This window comes from Candidatus Methanoperedens nitratireducens (assembly GCF_900196725.1).
GTDB classification, from domain to species: Archaea; Halobacteriota; Methanosarcinia; order Methanosarcinales; family Methanoperedenaceae; genus Methanoperedens; species Methanoperedens nitroreducens_A.
This window is the reverse complement of the sequence record NZ_FZMP01000087.1, coordinates 1-16,642: the sequence shown is the minus strand read 5'-3', so window position 1 is coordinate 16,642 and position 16,642 is coordinate 1. Positions and strand designations below refer to the sequence as shown.

Here is a 16,642-nt window from a genome sequence, read left to right as displayed (position 1 = left end):
ATGAGACTTATGACGGTACAACTCCAATGCTATTCAACTCATCATTTAAGCAAATGCAAACATAAAAAAGATATTTGTTATTGGATTTTATAGCTCTTATTGCACACAAACCTCGTCCTATACCATATTTTTGGTCAGCTAAATTGACTGCTCCGATAGGGGCCCTAACTGATAATAAGACATCCCCATTCATCGCTGATTTATTAGCTGTTCTACACCAATTAATAGGGATTGGATTTAAATTGCCGAATTCTGCATTTCCCTGTAAAAATGGCAATCCATGTCCATTCTTATTATAATCTTCTGAATTTGGTGATTGCCCCATAATCACTTCATCAACAAATTTTAACTTTATTACGTCCCAATGCTCCGGCACCTTCCCCAGCCACTCCACCCCCGAATCCGTATACGCAGGGTAGGGCTTCCAACTGCGTGCGGGCGCGCCGGGGGCTGCGACCTGGCTGAGTTCTGCGCTCATTATGCAGCCTCCTGCGCTGCGATTCCGTTAATACACATCAACTGCAAAGCCAGCCATGAATTTCGTTCATAGATGACGGTAAAAATGAACAACAAATAGATTAACAACGAACTAATACGAACTGATACGAACTCCGAATAACTTGAGTTCGTATCAGTTCGTACGAGTTCGCTGTTTATATAATGTCTGGTTTTTTCCACACCAGGGCGCAAAGGCTTTTGCTGCTGCGCTTTGCGTTCTTCGCGTCCTTTGCGGTGAATTATTGCGACAAATTGCGTTCATCTGCGTTCATCTGCGATTTATATTTTTTGAAAAGCATGAAATTCAATGACAATTTGGAACGCAGTGAGTTCCGATTCTGATGGTTTGGATAAAATTGCATCATCACTCTATCGCCTTTCTCAATAATCCGTCAGTCTCTTTTTCTAATGCCAGGATATCCGCCCTTATTTCCGCAAGACTTCGCAATGGCTTATATTTATAGAAATACTTCGTAAAGTTAATCTCATAACCCTTTTTTGTTTTACTCTCATCTATCCAGGCATCAGGCACATGCGGCAATACTTCTCGTTTAAAATATGTCTTGATATCCTCTTTAAGCGGTACTCTCTCGCTATCTCTTAAATCGGCGTCCGGTTTGAGCTTACCCTTGCTATCTTTCATAATACTACCGCTCTCGTCTTTCAAAGGTCGCTCAACCGTAATTTGCCAGTAGCCAAAATCCTCATTATCAAAAATCTTTGAAAACTCATTCTCCTTAAAATCGCCATATGTCTTAGTAATTGTTTCAATATGACCTTCGCCAATTTCGTTGCGCTTATTACCCAGGCTTCTTGACATTTTATTGTAAAAGCCGATAGCATTTATCAACTGGATTTTTCCTTTTCTAGCTCTGGCTTTTCGGTTAGTTACTATCCAGATATAGGTGAAAATACCTGTATTATAGAATAACTGCTCAGGCATCGCAATAATGGCTTCCAGCATATCATTTTCAACAATCCATTTTCTGATTTCGCTTTCCCCGCTCCCTGCACCGCCTGTAAACAGAGGCGACCCGTTAAAAACAATCCCGATACGCGAGCCGCCATTTGCAGGTTTCATTTTGGAGATCATATGCTGCAAAAACAAAAATGAGCCGTCACTTATCCTCGGCAGTCCGGCGCCGAAACGCCCTGCAAAGCCTCTTTTCTCATGTTCGTCTTTGACCTGCTTTTCAACTTTCTTCCACTCAACGCCAAACGGCGGGTTAGAGAGCATATAATCAAATTTTTCGTTCTCCAGACCATCATTAGTAAACGAGTTCCCGAATTTAATGTTAGAAGCATTTTGTCCTTTGATGAGCATATCAGATTTACAGATCGCATACGATTCGGGATTAACTTCCTGCCCGAATACTTCCAGTCTCGCATCAGGATTAAACTCGCGCAGATATTCTTCTGCGATTGATAGCATACCGCCCGTTCCGCTTGCAGGGTCATACAGCGTCCTGACAATACCCTGTTTAGTTAAGATTTCCCTGTCATTCACAAAAAGCAGATTGACCATCAATCGGATCACTTCTCTTGGTGTAAAATGCTCTCCTGCCGTTTCATTGGATAACTCAGAAAATCTCCTTATAAGTTCTTCAAAGATGTATCCCATCTCCAGATTGCTTACTTTATCAGGGTGCAGGTCAACTTCACCAAATCGCTTAACAATCATATAAAGCAAATCCGCTTCATCCAACTTCGCAATCTGCTCAGTGAAGCTAAAATAATCAATGATCTCTCTTGCACTTGCAGAAAAACCGTTAATGTAATTATTCAGATTAGCAGCAACATTATTTGGATCTGCTTTTAATTTCTCAAAATCAAATTTGCTTTTATTGTGAAAGTTAAAACATGCAACAACATTTTATACTATATATATCTATTTTTAAAATCTTTTTCACAAAATTGATTCACTTGAAAAGCGCATCCCTGTTATCGGGGAGATCACAGCGCTCAAGCTTAAGATTGCAGGCATTGAGAAAAGACTCGCTGTGGAACAAGCATAAGCACCTCTTTTATCAGTCATTTATGCAGCACACCCGAACCGAATACTTTTTTAATCTCCAGTAAGCCGATAATAAATACCATCACAAGTGCAACAAATATTAATTGCATTAAGCCGACCGGAGCAAGATTAAACCTTTCATTCAAAAACGGGACATAAATCCCCAGAATAAGAAAGGTGATCGCAGCCACTGCCCAGAGGTTAATGACCCTGTTAGCAAATATTCCCAGAGAGAAAATGGATTCATTATCGGAACGGGAAATATAAGCAAGAGTGATATGACCGAAGATCCAGGCTGAAAAAGCGTAGGTTTGTGTCTCCCTGACACTTAAACCCTGACTGTCCGCATAGAAGTACACTAAAATAACTCCGGCGAACAGGAATGCTCCCCTGGTTAAAAGATCTTTAATTACCCGATTGTTGATTATGTTCTCTTTCGGATTGCGGGGCGGCCTGGAATAAATATTTTTCTCCTTTGCCTCGGCGACGAAACCGACAGATGCGGCTAGATCCATAAATAATTCCAGAAGGATTATCTGGATTGGTGCAAAAGGCATGGGCATATCTAAAAGAACAGGCAGGAGGAAGATCAATATTAAAGCGGTCTTCACTGAGAGGTAGTATTTAATTCCTTTTTGCAGGTTATCAAAAAACTTCCTGCCTTCGAAAATACCCCGGGCAATGGTTACATAGTTATCATCCGTCACGACAACTTCTGCCGCTTCCTTAGCCACATCTGTTCCCCTGATTCCCATCGCTATGCCGATATCAGCACCTTTCAGCGCCAGCGCATCGTTGATTCCGTCGCCGGTCACAGCCACTACTTCTCCGTTCTTCTGCAATGCTTTGACAATCCGGTATTTATGCTCCGGGGTAGCCCTGGCAAAAACTGAGGACTCTTTCACGGTTTTCTGCAATTCTTCATCGGTTAAGTTATCCAGTTCTTCGCCTGTTAGCACTTTATCAGGCGTTGAAATACCGACCTCCCTCGCGATGAAACGAGCTGTCAAAGGGTGGTCCCCGGTAACCATGATTGTTCTGATGCCAGCCCTCATTGCAGCAGCAATAGTTTCCTTAACTCCTCTTCTCGGCGGGTCTTCAAAGCTTATAAGACCTGCGAACTCCATTCCCCGCTCAAGCCTGTCAAAATCAATATCCTTCTCCTCAAAATTTAATTTTTTATAAGCGATGGCGATTACCCGTCTGCCTTTTTCAGTTTGTCCTGCCAGTGCAGCTTTTATATCTTCGCTGATATAAGAGCAACTTATAAAGATCTCCTCAGGCGCGCCGCTTAAAAACAACTCATAATCCAGATCATTTTTCCTTATAACCGCTTTTGTTTTCCTGCCGTTCCCAAAATCCCTTATGCGGATCAACCGGGGCAGCACCTTACCTATTTTCAACTCACCGGTTTTATTTTTGATCGCCCGCTCCAGGGGGGATATAGAGAATTCTGTCAGTGAGCCAAGGGATTTTTCAAGAATTCCTTTCTCTTTATTCTCAGGATAAAATGAAATAATTTTCATCCGGTTTTCAGTGATTGTCCCGGTTTTGTCGGTAACAATGACCGTGGCATTGCCCAAGGTTTCGGCAGCTTTTATTCTTTTGACTAAAAAATTGTTTTTTGAAAGAGTATATGCACCCAGCCCCAGTACCATCGTAATTATGATCGGGAGTTCTTCGGGAATGGTAGCAAAAGAAAGAGACAGGCCTGTTAAGATCATCGTCTTTATATCCTGCCCTTTTAAAATCCCTATAACCGGAATAATGATAGAAAAAAACAGGGCTACAAAAACCAGTTTACCAGCCAGGGATTTCATCGCCAGTTGCAGTGATGTCTTGGGCGGTTTGATGTCCCTGGAAGCAGCGGCAATTTTACCAAGCCCGGTATTCTTACCTGTGGCAAAAACCTGTGCCAGCCCCTCGCCTGAGAGGACTATTGTGCCCGCATAAATTTCATCGCCGGTATTTTTGTCCTGAGGGAAAGACTCTCCGGTCAGGGCAGATTCGTCCAGTTGCATGCCTGCAGAGCGTTCTATTTTTGCATCCGCAGCAACCCTGGTCCCGGTGGTCAGGATCAAAGTATCCCCGGGCACGACGTTCTCCGAGTCGATTTCGGTGACCATTCCATCCCTTAGCACTTTTGTTCTTGGCGCGGCTATTTTTCCTAAAGAAGCAATTGCTTTTTTTGCCCGGAATTCATTGTAAACTTCAGCTAAAACCAATAATACGATTACTATAAAGATGGTAATGGCATCCTCAAGTTTCCCCCAGATGCTGTAGAAAAAGCCGACGACCAGTAAAAGAAGAATCATTGGCTCTGTAACTTCGTGCTTTGCAATGCCAAAGAAACTGATCCTTGTCGGTTTAAAAATCTGGTTCGGCCCGAATTTTGAAAGTCTCTCCCCGGCTTCGCCTGAACTCATGCCGCTGATATTTTCCAGCTCGGCGTTAGCGGTCTGCGTGGTATTCATTCATGGATTTGATGGTGATTTTACCTTTTTTCATTGCCTCGATCGCATCGGCAGCAGCAAGCGCAGCCTGTATCGTTGTAATATAAGGGATGCAGAAGTCCACTGCTGCGCGCCGTATCTGGAACCCGTCTTTTACTGTTTGTTTGCTTCTGGGGGTATTTATGATAAGATTGACTTTTTTCTGGTGGATGAGGTCAACGATGTTGGGTGCACCTTCGCTTACCTTTTTTATGATACCCATCTTCACCCCGTTCTTTGAAAGATACGTGGCAGTGCCGTTCGTACCTATAAGATGCAACCCTGCAGCCTGCATCTTTTTCGCCACGCTGACAATAAGGGGTTTATCATCATCGCGTATGGACATGAATACCGTCCCTGAGAGCGGAAGGGTATTGTCAGCGCCCCATTCGGCCTTGAAGAACGCCCTCCCGAAGTCGTAATCTATTCCCATGACCTCGCCTGTGCTTTTCATCTCAGGTCCAAGTACCGGGTCAGCTCCCGGAAGTTTATCGAACGGCAGCAACACCTCCTTAACAGAGACATGCTTGGTAACAGGATCGCCCGTATAGCCAAGCTCTTTCAGCGTATGCCCAACCATGACCCTGGCTGCGATCTTAGCCAGCGGAAGCCCTACTGCCTTGCTCACGAAGGGGATAGTGCGGCTTGACCTGGGATTCGCTTCAAGTACATAAACCACGCCGTTCTTTGTCGCCATCTGGATATTGATCACGCCGACTACGCGAAGCGCAAGTGCAATCTTTTTCACATAATCACGAACAATAGCAAGTATCTCAGGCTTCAGCGACTGCGGAGGGATAACGCAGGCTGAATCGCCTGAATGTATCCCCGCCTCCTCGATATGCTCCATTATCGCACCGATAAGCACTTCCCTGCCATCGCATATAGCATCGACATCTATTTCGGTAGCATTATCCAGGAAGTCATCGATAAGTACAGGATGCTCATTCGATACCTTGACAGCCTCTTTCAGGTAACGCTCAAGGTCCCGTTCATCATACACTATCTCCATTGCGCGCCCGCCGAGCACGTAGGAAGGGCGGACAAGTACCGGGTATCCTATCCTTTTTGCCTCGTTGAACGCTTCGTTATAATTGGTGGCGCATCCTGCCTCAGGCTGGAGGATTCCCATTTTTTTCATCATGGCATTGAACCGACCCCTATCCTCGGCAATGTCCATATCATCAGGCGTAGTTCCCAGGATAACGGTATTCAGATCTGTCCGTCTGTCGAGTTCTTTTTTAAGCGGAATAGCCATGTTCACCGACGTCTGCCCGCCGAACTGAACCATCACGCCGTACGGGCGTTCCCTGTCTATCACGTTCATGACATCTTCAAGTGTAAGAGGCTCAAAGAACAGCTTGTCCGAGGTATCATAGTCGGTAGAAACAGTCTCAGGGTTGTTGTTGATTATATGCGTCTCTATGCCTTCATCACGCAGCGCCGTAACAGCATGAACCGTGCAGTAATCAAACTCGATGCCCTGCCCGATACGGATGGGTCCTGAACCGATAATCAACACTTTTTTCTTTTTGCTGGGAGCGGCTTCGCAGTGGTCTTCGTATGTGGAATAATAATAAGGGGTGGCAGCAGCGAATTCGGCGGCGCAGGTATCTACCATCTTGTAAGTAGGGATGATCCCGTGCTTTCGCCTCATGTCGTTTATATCTTCACGGGTTTTTCCGCATAAAAACGCAATCCTTTCATCGCTTAATCCCATGCGTTTTGCTTTCCGGAGATTATCAGGAGACAGGTCATTCTTTATCGTATCCTCGATTTCTATGATATTCTGTATCTTCCGGATGAAGAAAGGATCGATATCCGTAAGCCTTTTAATTTCATCGATTGCCATACCGTTACGCAACGCCTGGTATATGACGAACAACCGCTCGTGTGTGGGATGGCGCAGTATGTTCTCTATTTCCTCATTGCTCCATTCCCTGAACCCGAAGTACATATCCACTTCAAGGGAGCGGACTGCTTTCTGGAGCGCCTCTTCAATCGTGCGTCCGATAGCCATCACTTCGCCCGTGCTCTTCATCGCGGTCGTAAGATGCTTATCTGCTGTCACGAATTTATCAAAAGGCCAGCGCGGGATTTTGACCACAGTGTAATCGATTGTGGGTTCAAAAGAGGCAGGCGTCTTTTTAGTTATGTCGTTCGTTATCTCATCAAGCGTCATGCCGATGGCGATTTTTGCAGTTACGCGCGCTATAGGATAACCTGTGGCTTTTGATGCAAGGGCAGATGAGCGCGATACCCTGGGATTCACCTCGACTATCCTTACTTCATCGTCCCGCACTGCGAACTGGATATTGCATCCTCCCTCAATGCCCAGCGCCCTTATTATTTTTATTGAAGAGCTGCGCAGCCTCTGATGATCTGCGTCAGATAGCGTCTGCGAAGGCGTTACTACAATGGACTCACCTGTGTGTATGCCCATCGGATCGATATTCTCCATGTTGCATATGACGATGCAGGTATCGTTCCTATCTCGCATGACCTCGTACTCGAATTCTTTCCAGCCGATGATGCTCTCTTCTATAAGCACCTGGTGGATGCGAGAGCGCTCAAGCCCGCGCTCTGTAATCTCAAGGAGCTGTTCCCGTGTATAGGCAATACCGCCGCCTGCGCCGCCGAGTGTATATGCGGGGCGGATAATGAGCGGGAGGCCAAGTTCCTCGATCAGGGCTTGCGCTTCGCCAAGTGAGTTCACTGCTTTTGAGCGCGGGACTTTCTCATTTATGCTCAACATTTTTTTCTTGAACAGGTCGCGGTCTTCGGAGTCTTTGATGGCCTGCAAGGAAGTGCCAAGAAGCTTTACCCCGAATTTATCCAGTACGCCCATCTCTGCAAGCTCTGTCGTGATATTAAGCCCGGTCTGTCCGCCAAGACCAGCTATAATGCCGTCGGGTCTTTCCTGTTCGATAATCCTGGCAACGATCTCAGGCTCAAGGGGCTCGATATAGATGGAATCAGCCATATCGGTATCGGTCATTATGGTTGCAGGGTTGCTGTTGACAAGAACGACCTTTATGCCCTCCTCGCGGAGGGAGCGGCATGCCTGGCTGCCTGAAAAATCAAACTCTGCCGCCTGACCTATCATGATCGGGCCTGAGCCTATTAGGAGGACTTTCTTGATATCGGGTCTTTTTGGCATCTTACCTCAAGTCTCTGATTTTTTAGCCCTAAATGTCATGACAGGTTATTAATTCTATCCATTATTTAAAAAGAGCCTGGGGAAGAATTGTCACAACTATTCTTCATAATCCTGTCAGGTCTACAGTTGTCCAAAGGGCTGTAAAAATCAGGAAATCCGGGAATATCCCGGATTAAATAGTATAAAACGCAGGCATCCGGCGCTGCGCTCAAAGTTTCAATTGCCAGGAACGGTTCGATGTTGGGCTACGAACTTATCTTTGCGCTTTTGCAACCTCGTTGAAGATATTTCCCATACACGTATTGCAGGTCCTTGCATGTTCCACGATATCGGCTGTGGATATTATCCCCACCAGTCTTTCACCCTCTACTATAGGGATTCTTCTATATCCCATCTCGCCCATGATCTTTGTAACATCCTCCATTTCCATATCAGGACTGCCTGTAACAGGATTCTCTGTCATGATTTCGCTCACCCGGGCTTTAGCGGGGTCCTTCCCTGCCGCTACTACCTTTGTAGCTATTTGCCTGTCTGTCACTATGCCTTTCAGGCGTCCGTTCTCCTCGACAAGTACAGTCCCTATATTCTCCTTTCTCATCTTTTCAGCAACTTCTTTTACCGTCGCAGAAGCCTCAACCGTGACCGGCTCTTTAGTCATTCTCTCACTAACTTTCATACAATCACTCCCTTTATACAAAAAATGGATTGATTGAGGTATATAGATTTCGGGCAGAGAGTAACAGGATAATGGGGCGTACATCAATATTTATAGTAGTGTAGACTGATATTAATACGGAGTGAGGAGTAGATATCATTAAAAAGATTCCAACCATATAAACCAGAGGCAGGAATCAGAGCGGAGAATATATGCCATATAGATATCTTGAGGACGTTGCAACAGCAGATGCAGCATTTGAAGTTGAGGGGAAGACACTGGAAGAATTATTCAGGGATGCCGCGGTCGCTACTTTTGAAGTAATGGTCGATACCGGGACTGTTAAGCCTGAGATAACAAGGGAAATAGAATTAAAAAACGAGAATGTGGGCGATTTGCTCTTTGACTGGCTCTCGGAGCTTGTTTACCTGAAGGACGCTGAAAGCCTCATCTTTTGCGGATTTGATGTGAATATCAGAAAAAATGAATCCTGTGAATTAAAGGCAACAATATCAGGTGAGCCCATCAACCAGAGAAAACACAGCCTGAGATCTGATGTGAAGGCTGTTACATATCATATGTTCGAGGTCAAAAAAACTGGTGGGAACTGGACTGCCAGGGTCGTCCTGGATATATAATACACATACAGGGGGTTAGCATGGAAGTAAAAAAGATATCCGATTACATCTGGGAAATCCCGACCACAGAGAAAGAAGGGATGCTTGTACCTGCAAGGATATACGCGACTGAGAAGCTCCTGCGCGAGATGGACGCCGGGGTGTTCGAGCAGGTCACGAATGTGGCGTGTCTTCCCGGGATACAGAAATACGCGTACTGCATGCCTGACGGTCACTGGGGATACGGCTTCCCGATAGGCGGGGTGGCGGCTTTCTCAAAGGAGGACGGGGTGATATCTCCGGGCGGGATAGGCTTTGATATAAACTGCGGGATGAGGCTTATCAGGACGGATCTGACGGTGGGCGAAGTCAGACCCAGGATAAGGGAGCTTGTGAATTTGCTGTTCGAGATCGTGCCGGCAGGCGTGGGAAGCAAGGGATTTGTGAAGCTCTCTGTGGAAGAATTCAAGCAGGTAATGGTCCGCGGCGTTGACTGGTGCATCGAAAAAGGCTACGGATGGGAAGAAGACCGGGAGAGGATCGAGGAGAACGGCTGCATAGAGGGAGCCGACCCTTCGAAGATAAGCGAGAAAGCCATAAGCAGGGGAATAGCCCAGCTTGGAACCCTGGGCTCGGGGAACCACTATCTTGAGATACAGATAGCCACGCCGGATAAGATTTTCGATAGAGCCGCCGCAAAAGCGCTCGGGATATTCGAGAACCAGGCGCTTGTGATGGTGCACTGCGGCTCAAGGGGTTTCGGGCACCAGGTAGCAACGGATTACCTGAGAGTTTTCGATGCTGCCATGAGAAAGTACGGGATCACGGTCAGGGACAGGGAACTGGTGTGCGCCCCCTTTAACTCGCCTGAAGGGCAGGATTACTTCAAAGCCATGAAATGCGCTGCGAATGCTGCATTTGCAAACCGTCAGGTGATAGTCCACAGATTACGGCAGGGGTTCAGCAGGATATTCGGGAGAAAGCCGGAGGATATGGGAATGCACATAATATACGATGTGGCGCACAATGTCGCAAAATTAGAGATGCACGAGGTCGATGGGGTGGAGAAAGAACTTGTAGTGCACAGGAAAGGGTCTACGCGCTGCTTCGGTCCGGGAAGGAGGGAGGTGCCTGAAATCTACAGGAACATAGGTCAGCCCGTAATAGTGGGAGGCTCAATGGAGACCGGCTCATATCTGCTTGTCGGTACGGAGAAAGCCATGAAAGAGACCTTCGGTTCTACGATGCACGGATCGGGGAGAACTATGTCAAGGACAAAAGCGAAACATGAAGTTAAGGGCTCCGAGCTAAAAAAGAAGATGGAGGAGGCGGGGATAATAGTCAAGGCTGTCTCCAATTCGGGTCTGGCTGAGGAGGCGGGGTTCGCGTACAAGGACATTTCCGAGGTTGTTGAGACTATGGAACTGGCAGGGATTTCAAGGAAGGTGGTCGAGCTGAAGCCGATCGGGAATATAAAGGGGTGAATTTTTAACGTATAGGAAAGTATAGATCATTTTCATATCTCGGCACAGTCTCATAATCCAGTTAGAATAAAAATTATATTATCACAGTAAATACTTATTTATCTTTTAAATGCACTCAACGGCTTGGCCTGTGAGTAGTGCAGGGTAAGTTATCAGCCTTCTTGTGGCGGTAATTTGTAGCGTCAAGGTGGGTTCTGTGGCTACTATGCTCAATGGATACCTAGACCACCGCCAATGAGATGCAGGACGACAAACAGCAAGACCAGGAAGATGAGCCCAAGCAGCATGTACAGTCCCCAGGATTTCCTGGTGGTCAATCCGCGATCTGGCACCACCTTATGCTGTTCGTGCTGCTTACGCAGCCCGTACGGTGTCATGCCCCACGGCTTATACACCGATATCGTTGTGGTCGCGAACAAGACCAGCAAGGCAGCAGCAGCATCTGCCATGAGTTGGATCCGCAACCCGCGAAGTTCGGTATTTGAGAGTGGTGCCTCTGACACTACCCCTGCTATGTAGCTAATTGGCTGCATATGTAGCAGCAAGATGATGGTGGCAGCAATAGTCAGAAGGAGTTTCACAAGGATCCAATGGTGCTTGAACAAGCCCCACTGGGTGCCAAGTGACTGGACAAGACCAGTTAGCAGAGCACCAATGCTGAATGGAACGATTACGAACCAGCCACTCAACTCCATCGCGAGATAGGCGGCACGAACCATCTGAGCGTCCTGACTGGTCAGACCGGCTATGGCGAGAGCTAAGAATCCAGCGACCGCACCGAGCCAGCCAACCGAAAAAGTGATATGCGCGGTGAGCACGAACCTATGGAAACGGGGTGTCATGGTCATAATTTTTAATTTTTTTAACCTTACTAATGATGCGGGTCTGCATCCTTGTACAGGTTATTGAACCCGCCTTTAAATTAGGAGTGTGAGTATTTAACTCTTATCGGGTTGTGTTTTTTCTGAGATATAATCCCTTCTCAAACCTTGCCAAGCATTTGCTCCCCAAGCTTTCCGCCTGCAAACTGCCCTGCGGCAAAGGAAAACATAAGCAACGGCACAACCTTCCAGCCGAAACCTGAGAGTATCCTCAATAAAAACACGAACGGTACAGGGATATGTACAGCCATCATCCACTGCCTGGAGAACCTGATAGCCCTGTGTCTCCAGTAGCCGAAAGGCAGGTTAATCAAAAAGACAGCAAGCATCAGTCCGATTATAGACATCAAGTCCTCTCATTGATGCTAAATCTTTTACTTCCAGTATTCATCTCATTTGCGCTTTAAAAAGAAATTAATAAATCGCTTCAAACTTTAAATTTTAAAAGCATAAACTATTTGGTTTACATCGTCTGTAAAGATTTACACTGGTTGTAAAGTTGTTTAATACTGCGAAAAGGAGGTACCTTGAACATTATTGAACTTGAGGATGTCTGGAAAATATACAGGATGGGTGAGGTCGAGGTCCCTGCCCTGCGCGGCTTAAGCTTGAAAGTAGAGCCAGGTGAATTCCTGGCTGTCATGGGACCGAGCGGGAGCGGTAAATCGACTGCAATGAACATGATAGGATGCCTTGATATCCCCACCAAGGGCAAAGTGCTCCTTGAGGGACAGAATATAGCGTCTCTTAGCGAGAGAGAACTCTCCAGGATCAGGGGCAGGAAAATAGGCTTCGTCTTCCAGTCGCATAACCTCTACCCAACGCTGACCGCCCTTGAGAACGTTCAGCTTCCCATGAGGATACATGAGTTCGGCGAAGAAGAGATATGGGACAGATCAGAGGAACTTCTGGAACTCGTGGGTCTTTCAGACCGCGCACACCATTACCCTTCGCAGCTCTCAGGCGGTCAGAGCCAGAGGGTCGCTATAGCAAGAGCCCTATCCACGGACCCTGCATTGATTTTAGCAGATGAACCGACAGGCAATCTGGATACAGAGGCGGGAAAAGAGATACTTGATATCTTTTCAACGCTGAACGCCCGGGGCGTTACAGTTGTTATGATCACGCATGATGAAAAAATCGCCGCAAGGGCGAGTGAGAATGTGAGAATGGTTGATGGAAGACTTGCGGCATAAGTAAGGTGAATACATAAGGTGAATACATGAACTTAAGAAAATATATCCTGTTTTTGATGATTTCGTTGATATTTTTGCAGAGTGCATCAGCGGCAAAAACTTACCTTGTGACCGAGCATGAGCCTGTATATCCTGGCGATACGGTCTTTGTATGGGTGCCGATTAAAAATACCGGTTACGGTACCTGGCTGAGCGATACGGTCGTAAAACTCGTACCTGCAAATAACGCCACGGAAAAGGCGGTGCATGTTCTCGATGATGCGGTGGCAATCGGCAGCATTCAGGACTGGAACGAAATGAGGACTGCAAAGTTCAAAATCCACGTAGATAAAAGCGCGGTAGAAGGAGAATATGATTTCCACGTCCATATAACATCTAAAGGCAACGGAGATTCAAGCGGCAGCTCACCTACAACAACGATGCAGGAAGACAGGGTCCTTGTTGTTTCAGGCACCCCCGTAGTAATACTTTCAAACTCTTCCGTTGAGACCGTTGCACCCGGTTCGATAAGTGAGGTCGTATTGAAATTTAAGAACGTGGGCACGGGTACTGCACGGAACCTGTACGTGGATTTCGACACGACAATGGAACACTTATCAAAAGCATTTTCAATAGTTGGCTCGGGTACGAGGTTCCCTCTTGGAAGCTTAAGCCCGCAGGATGAAGCTGAAGTAAGATTTACCCTTATGGTCGATGCGCTGGCTCAGACAGGCGTTTATAACATCCCTTTAAAAATATCAGGGATGAATTATACAACAAACGATTATATTGGCGTTGGCATAGCCGGGATCACGGATTTTGAGTTAAGCTATCTGGACTCAGGAGGCAGCTTTCTGCTCAGCGTAGCAAATATCGGGGTAAATCCCGCGAGCGCTGTGAGCGTAACAATACCTACCCAGAATAATTTCAACGTTATCGGGAGCAGCTCCCAGGTCATAGGTAACCTGAACGCAGGGGATTACACCTCGGCAACCTTCCAGATGGCTCAGACGGGCAGATCAGATCTCAGAGTCATGATACAATATACTGACGCCTCAGGCGTACGTAGATCTTTAGAAAAGAAGCTGCCTGTGAAACTTTCAGGTACGATGAGCGGTACAACAGGTACAGCATCCGGGAACGCCGGGGATCAGCATGAAGCGATGCATAGCGGCGGGTCGAACATCTCCAGGCAGGCTGCCAGCCTTATTCCATATGCCGGGATTGTATTAATCGGCATCATAGGCATCTGGCAGCGAAAGAGCATAACAGAGATGTATAAGAGGCTGAAATTCCAGAGGCAGAGAGAAAAATGAGAACTCTGGACATTCTCCTGCTGTCTCTTTCTCACGTAAAGAAAAGCAGGATGAGAAGCTGGCTTACCATCACCGGCGTAATCATTGGCGTCGCCTCTGTTGTAGCAATCATATCCATAGGGCAGGGGATGCAGGAGAACATGCAGCAGAGGCTTGGGAATTTTGGTGCTGATATAATCACGGTCATCCCCGGCTACTTCAGGGCAGTGGGTGCGCACAGCGAGATGCATACAGACAGGTCTGTGAGTACGAGTTCTTCAATTAACCTTACCGATAATGACTACAAGGTGATCAAACAGGTGCCCGGGGTCCTGTACGTAAACGGCATTGTCTCAGGCAAAGCCGACCTTAAATACGATAACGAGAAGACAGTAGTATCTATTACCGGAGTGGATACCTCTGTCTGGAGGCTGATGGATACTACAGGAATAGAGGAAGGACGCTACCTTCAGGTAGGGGACTCTAATTCCGTTGTTGTGGGGTACAGTCTTGCACGTGGAACATTTTTGCAGCCTATAACGCTCAACCGCCCCATCACTATAGGAGGGAAAAATTTCAGGGTGGTTGGCATTCTCAAACAATCCGGCGGATTTGGAGGCGGCAGCGACACAGGGATTTACATGCCTGCTGAGATGGCAAGAGGTGTGATTACAGAAAAAGTGGCAAACAACCAGTTTACATCCTTAATAATCAAAGCCTCGGATGCATCTCTTGTAGAATCCGTAAGGGCTGATATTGAGCAGAAGCTCATGAGTTCAAGACAGGTAAATCCACGAACAAAGGATTTTACAGTAATAGCACAGGCCCTTATCCGCGAGCAGATGAGCAGCGTGACCCAGACGTTATCTCTCTTCCTGAGCGCGATAGCTGCGGTGTCGCTGCTGGTCGGGGCAATAGGAATAGCTAATACTATGTTCATGTCAGTCATGGAACGTACAAAACAGATAGGGCTGTTGAAAGCGATGGGCGGAAGTGAACGCGAGATCATGAAACTTTTCCTTATCGAGTCGGGGATATTCGGGCTGGTGGGAGGGATTATAGGCGCAGGGTTCGGTGCGGCAATCTCACTGCTCATACCTTACCTGGGGATACAGGCGCTTGGCTTTGGAGGAGACCTGAGAGCTACGATTACTGCACAGACTATCTTTTTTGCTCTTGGGTTCTCGGTTGTTATTGGCGTGTTATCAGGAATAATCCCTGCAAGGCATGCAGCTAAAATGAGACCTGTAGATGCATTAAGATACGACCAGTAAAAATGTAAAAATTGTGCACACGGCAACAAGTGCTTCAAGATTCGGAGGTAGCCCGCACCTCCTGTCATAATAAATAGGTTGCGGTTTAAATTCAATGTAGTATCCCGAAATTATTTCGCCAGGATTTTCCTTTGAATGATAAGTCATCCGATCCCATGGTGAAGATGACTAACAGAAGGATACGATTGGGGATAGATTGGGTATTAAAGAAGGGTGAAACCGTCGATGAGGTAGCCAATAATTTTAAAGTATCTACAAGACGAATAGAGCAATTAGTGAAAATCTTTAAAGAAACCGGGGAATATCCAGTTTTGAATCCAAATAGACGACCTAAGGTACACCTCACAGATGAACAGAAAGAAATCATAAAACAAGCCTATAACGAATCATATTTCGGAGCAAAAATGCTCAGGCATCATATAATAAAAAGACATAAACAAAACATTCCTCAAAACAAAATTCATGCCTATCTTTTGGAAATTGGTTTAGCAAAACCTGAATCCCAAGAAACAGAAAAAACGAAAGCGATGCCGATATGAACGAAAGCATAGTCTATCATTGCTCCATGCAGATTTTATGGAAAATAACGGAATTCATGTGATCGCCTTTGAAGATGACGCATCCAGGAAGATCCTTTCCATAGGAGAATTCAATAATTCAACGACTGATAATGCTTTAGAGGTCCTGAAAGTTGCTGAACTTGAAGCTATGGAGGTCAACGGATTGATCCAGGCTATCAATACGGATAGAGGTTCACAATTCTATCCAAATAAGAAAGACAAGAATGGGGAAGCAGATTCTGTTTTTCGAGATTATCTTGAATCAAAATGAATCAAACATATACCATCAAGAAGGAATAATCCGCAGACTAACGGCAAGATTGAACGTTGGTTTCAAGAGTATTTAAAATATAGACATAAATTCAATTCGGCAAATGAATTTAAGGATTGGTATAATGACAGAATACACGGTTCGTTGGAACTTGAATGGGGAGAAACTCCAAATGAGGCTTTTATTAGAAAAATGCGACCTGAATCAATCTTAGGACGCTTTTTTAACGAATAGGAAACTATAAACGCATTTTCTTATCCCGTTAC

Annotated in this window: 14 protein-coding genes and 1 pseudogene; 7 read left to right on the top strand and 8 right to left on the bottom strand. The window is 46.1% G+C overall.

Annotated features, from left to right (window positions below; translation table 11 throughout):
• Nucleotides 1–7 precede the first annotated feature (7 nt).
• From MNV_RS06775 to MNV_RS06755, 6 genes and pseudogenes are all read right to left on the bottom strand, one after another.
• Complete coding sequence (locus tag MNV_RS06775) at nt 8–478, bottom strand: restriction endonuclease subunit S (protein ID WP_096204694.1); 471 nt, start codon at nt 476–478, stop codon at nt 8–10.
• A 384-nt stretch (nt 479–862) separates the two neighbouring features.
• Nucleotides 863–2,119, bottom strand: coding sequence for an HsdM family class I SAM-dependent methyltransferase (locus tag MNV_RS06770; RefSeq protein ID WP_256999980.1), 1,257 nt, complete (start codon nt 2,117–2,119; stop codon nt 863–865).
• 54 nt (nt 2,120–2,173) lie between these two features.
• Nucleotides 2,174–2,341: pseudogene (locus tag MNV_RS20610) on the bottom strand (type I restriction-modification system subunit M N-terminal domain-containing protein); the annotation flags it as partial.
• Between the two features lie 188 nt (nt 2,342–2,529).
• Nucleotides 2,530–4,986 (bottom strand): cation-translocating P-type ATPase, encoded by a 2,457-nt coding sequence (locus tag MNV_RS06765; RefSeq protein ID WP_096204693.1) that lies wholly within the window; start codon nt 4,984–4,986, stop codon nt 2,530–2,532.
• On the bottom strand, nt 4,964–8,164 hold the full coding sequence (gene carB, locus MNV_RS06760) for a carbamoyl-phosphate synthase large subunit (protein WP_096204691.1): 3,201 nt from the start codon (nt 8,162–8,164) through the stop codon (nt 4,964–4,966). Before carB ends, MNV_RS06765 begins: the two co-directional genes overlap by 23 nt.
• Before the next feature lie 253 nt (nt 8,165–8,417).
• Entirely contained in the window at nt 8,418–8,840 is a 423-nt protein-coding gene (locus tag MNV_RS06755) for a CBS domain-containing protein (protein ID WP_179293843.1), read from the bottom strand.
• A gap of 191 nt (nt 8,841–9,031) precedes the next feature.
• Between MNV_RS06755 and MNV_RS06750 the strand changes: the two genes are divergently transcribed.
• Nucleotides 9,032–9,457: an archease gene (locus MNV_RS06750; protein WP_096204687.1), complete on the top strand. Its 426-nt coding sequence runs from the start codon at nt 9,032–9,034 to the stop codon at nt 9,455–9,457.
• Between the two features lie 20 nt (nt 9,458–9,477).
• Nucleotides 9,478–10,920 carry an RtcB family protein gene (locus MNV_RS06745; protein ID WP_096204685.1) on the top strand — a complete coding sequence of 481 codons (1,443 nt, stop codon included), beginning with the start codon at nt 9,478–9,480 and terminating at the stop codon, nt 10,918–10,920.
• A 209-nt stretch (nt 10,921–11,129) separates the two neighbouring features.
• Here MNV_RS06745 and MNV_RS06740 read toward each other — a convergent pair whose 3' ends face one another.
• Both MNV_RS06740 and MNV_RS06735 read right to left on the bottom strand, forming a co-directional pair.
• Entirely contained in the window at nt 11,130–11,768 is a 639-nt protein-coding gene (locus tag MNV_RS06740; protein WP_218837930.1) for a hypothetical protein, read from the bottom strand.
• A gap of 134 nt (nt 11,769–11,902) precedes the next feature.
• Nucleotides 11,903–12,148 carry a hypothetical protein gene (locus MNV_RS06735; protein WP_096204682.1) on the bottom strand — a complete coding sequence of 82 codons (246 nt, stop codon included), beginning with the start codon at nt 12,146–12,148 and terminating at the stop codon, nt 11,903–11,905.
• Between the two features lie 180 nt (nt 12,149–12,328).
• Between MNV_RS06735 and MNV_RS06730 the strand changes: the two genes are divergently transcribed.
• From MNV_RS06730 to MNV_RS06710, 5 genes are all read left to right on the top strand, one after another.
• Nucleotides 12,329–12,997 (top strand): ABC transporter ATP-binding protein, encoded by a 669-nt coding sequence (locus MNV_RS06730; RefSeq protein ID WP_256999979.1) that lies wholly within the window; start codon nt 12,329–12,331, stop codon nt 12,995–12,997.
• Between the two features lie 26 nt (nt 12,998–13,023).
• A complete protein-coding gene (locus tag MNV_RS06725) occupies nt 13,024–14,292 on the top strand; it encodes a COG1361 S-layer family protein (protein WP_096204680.1) in 1,269 nt (422 codons plus the stop codon).
• On the top strand, nt 14,289–15,545 hold the full coding sequence (locus tag MNV_RS06720) for an ABC transporter permease (RefSeq protein ID WP_096204678.1): 1,257 nt from the start codon (nt 14,289–14,291) through the stop codon (nt 15,543–15,545). The genes MNV_RS06725 and MNV_RS06720 overlap by 4 nt, the downstream gene beginning before the upstream one ends.
• A 164-nt stretch (nt 15,546–15,709) precedes the next feature.
• Nucleotides 15,710–16,084, top strand: coding sequence for a helix-turn-helix domain-containing protein (locus MNV_RS06715; RefSeq protein ID WP_143311673.1), 375 nt, complete (start codon nt 15,710–15,712; stop codon nt 16,082–16,084).
• 37 nt (nt 16,085–16,121) lie between these two features.
• Nucleotides 16,122–16,376 carry a hypothetical protein gene (locus MNV_RS06710; protein WP_096204674.1) on the top strand — a complete coding sequence of 85 codons (255 nt, stop codon included), beginning with the start codon at nt 16,122–16,124 and terminating at the stop codon, nt 16,374–16,376.
• The last annotated feature ends 266 nt before the right edge of the window (nt 16,377–16,642 follow it).

Excerpts from the sequence above, each read along its gene's own strand:
- MNV_RS06775 (WP_096204694.1), bottom strand. The coding sequence starts at position 478 with ATGAGCGCAGAACTCAGCCAGGTCGCAGCCCCCGGCGCGCCCGCACGC.
- MNV_RS06770 (WP_256999980.1), bottom strand. The coding sequence starts at position 2,119 with ATGGGATACATCTTTGAAGAACTTATAAGGAGATTTTCTGAGTTATCC.
- MNV_RS06765 (WP_096204693.1), bottom strand. The coding sequence starts at position 4,986 with ATGAATACCACGCAGACCGCTAACGCCGAGCTGGAAAATATCAGCGGC.
- carB (WP_096204691.1), bottom strand. The coding sequence starts at position 8,164 with ATGCCAAAAAGACCCGATATCAAGAAAGTCCTCCTAATAGGCTCAGGC.
- MNV_RS06755 (WP_179293843.1), bottom strand. The coding sequence starts at position 8,840 with ATGAAAGTTAGTGAGAGAATGACTAAAGAGCCGGTCACGGTTGAGGCT.
- MNV_RS06750 (WP_096204687.1), top strand. The coding sequence starts at position 9,032 with ATGCCATATAGATATCTTGAGGACGTTGCAACAGCAGATGCAGCATTT.
- MNV_RS06745 (WP_096204685.1), top strand. The coding sequence starts at position 9,478 with ATGGAAGTAAAAAAGATATCCGATTACATCTGGGAAATCCCGACCACA.
- MNV_RS06740 (WP_218837930.1), bottom strand. The coding sequence starts at position 11,768 with ATGACCATGACACCCCGTTTCCATAGGTTCGTGCTCACCGCGCATATC.
- MNV_RS06735 (WP_096204682.1), bottom strand. The coding sequence starts at position 12,148 with ATGTCTATAATCGGACTGATGCTTGCTGTCTTTTTGATTAACCTGCCT.
- MNV_RS06725 (WP_096204680.1), top strand. The coding sequence starts at position 13,024 with ATGAACTTAAGAAAATATATCCTGTTTTTGATGATTTCGTTGATATTT.
- MNV_RS06720 (WP_096204678.1), top strand. The coding sequence starts at position 14,289 with ATGAGAACTCTGGACATTCTCCTGCTGTCTCTTTCTCACGTAAAGAAA.
- MNV_RS06715 (WP_143311673.1), top strand. The coding sequence starts at position 15,710 with ATGACTAACAGAAGGATACGATTGGGGATAGATTGGGTATTAAAGAAG.
- MNV_RS06710 (WP_096204674.1), top strand. The coding sequence starts at position 16,122 with ATGGAAAATAACGGAATTCATGTGATCGCCTTTGAAGATGACGCATCC.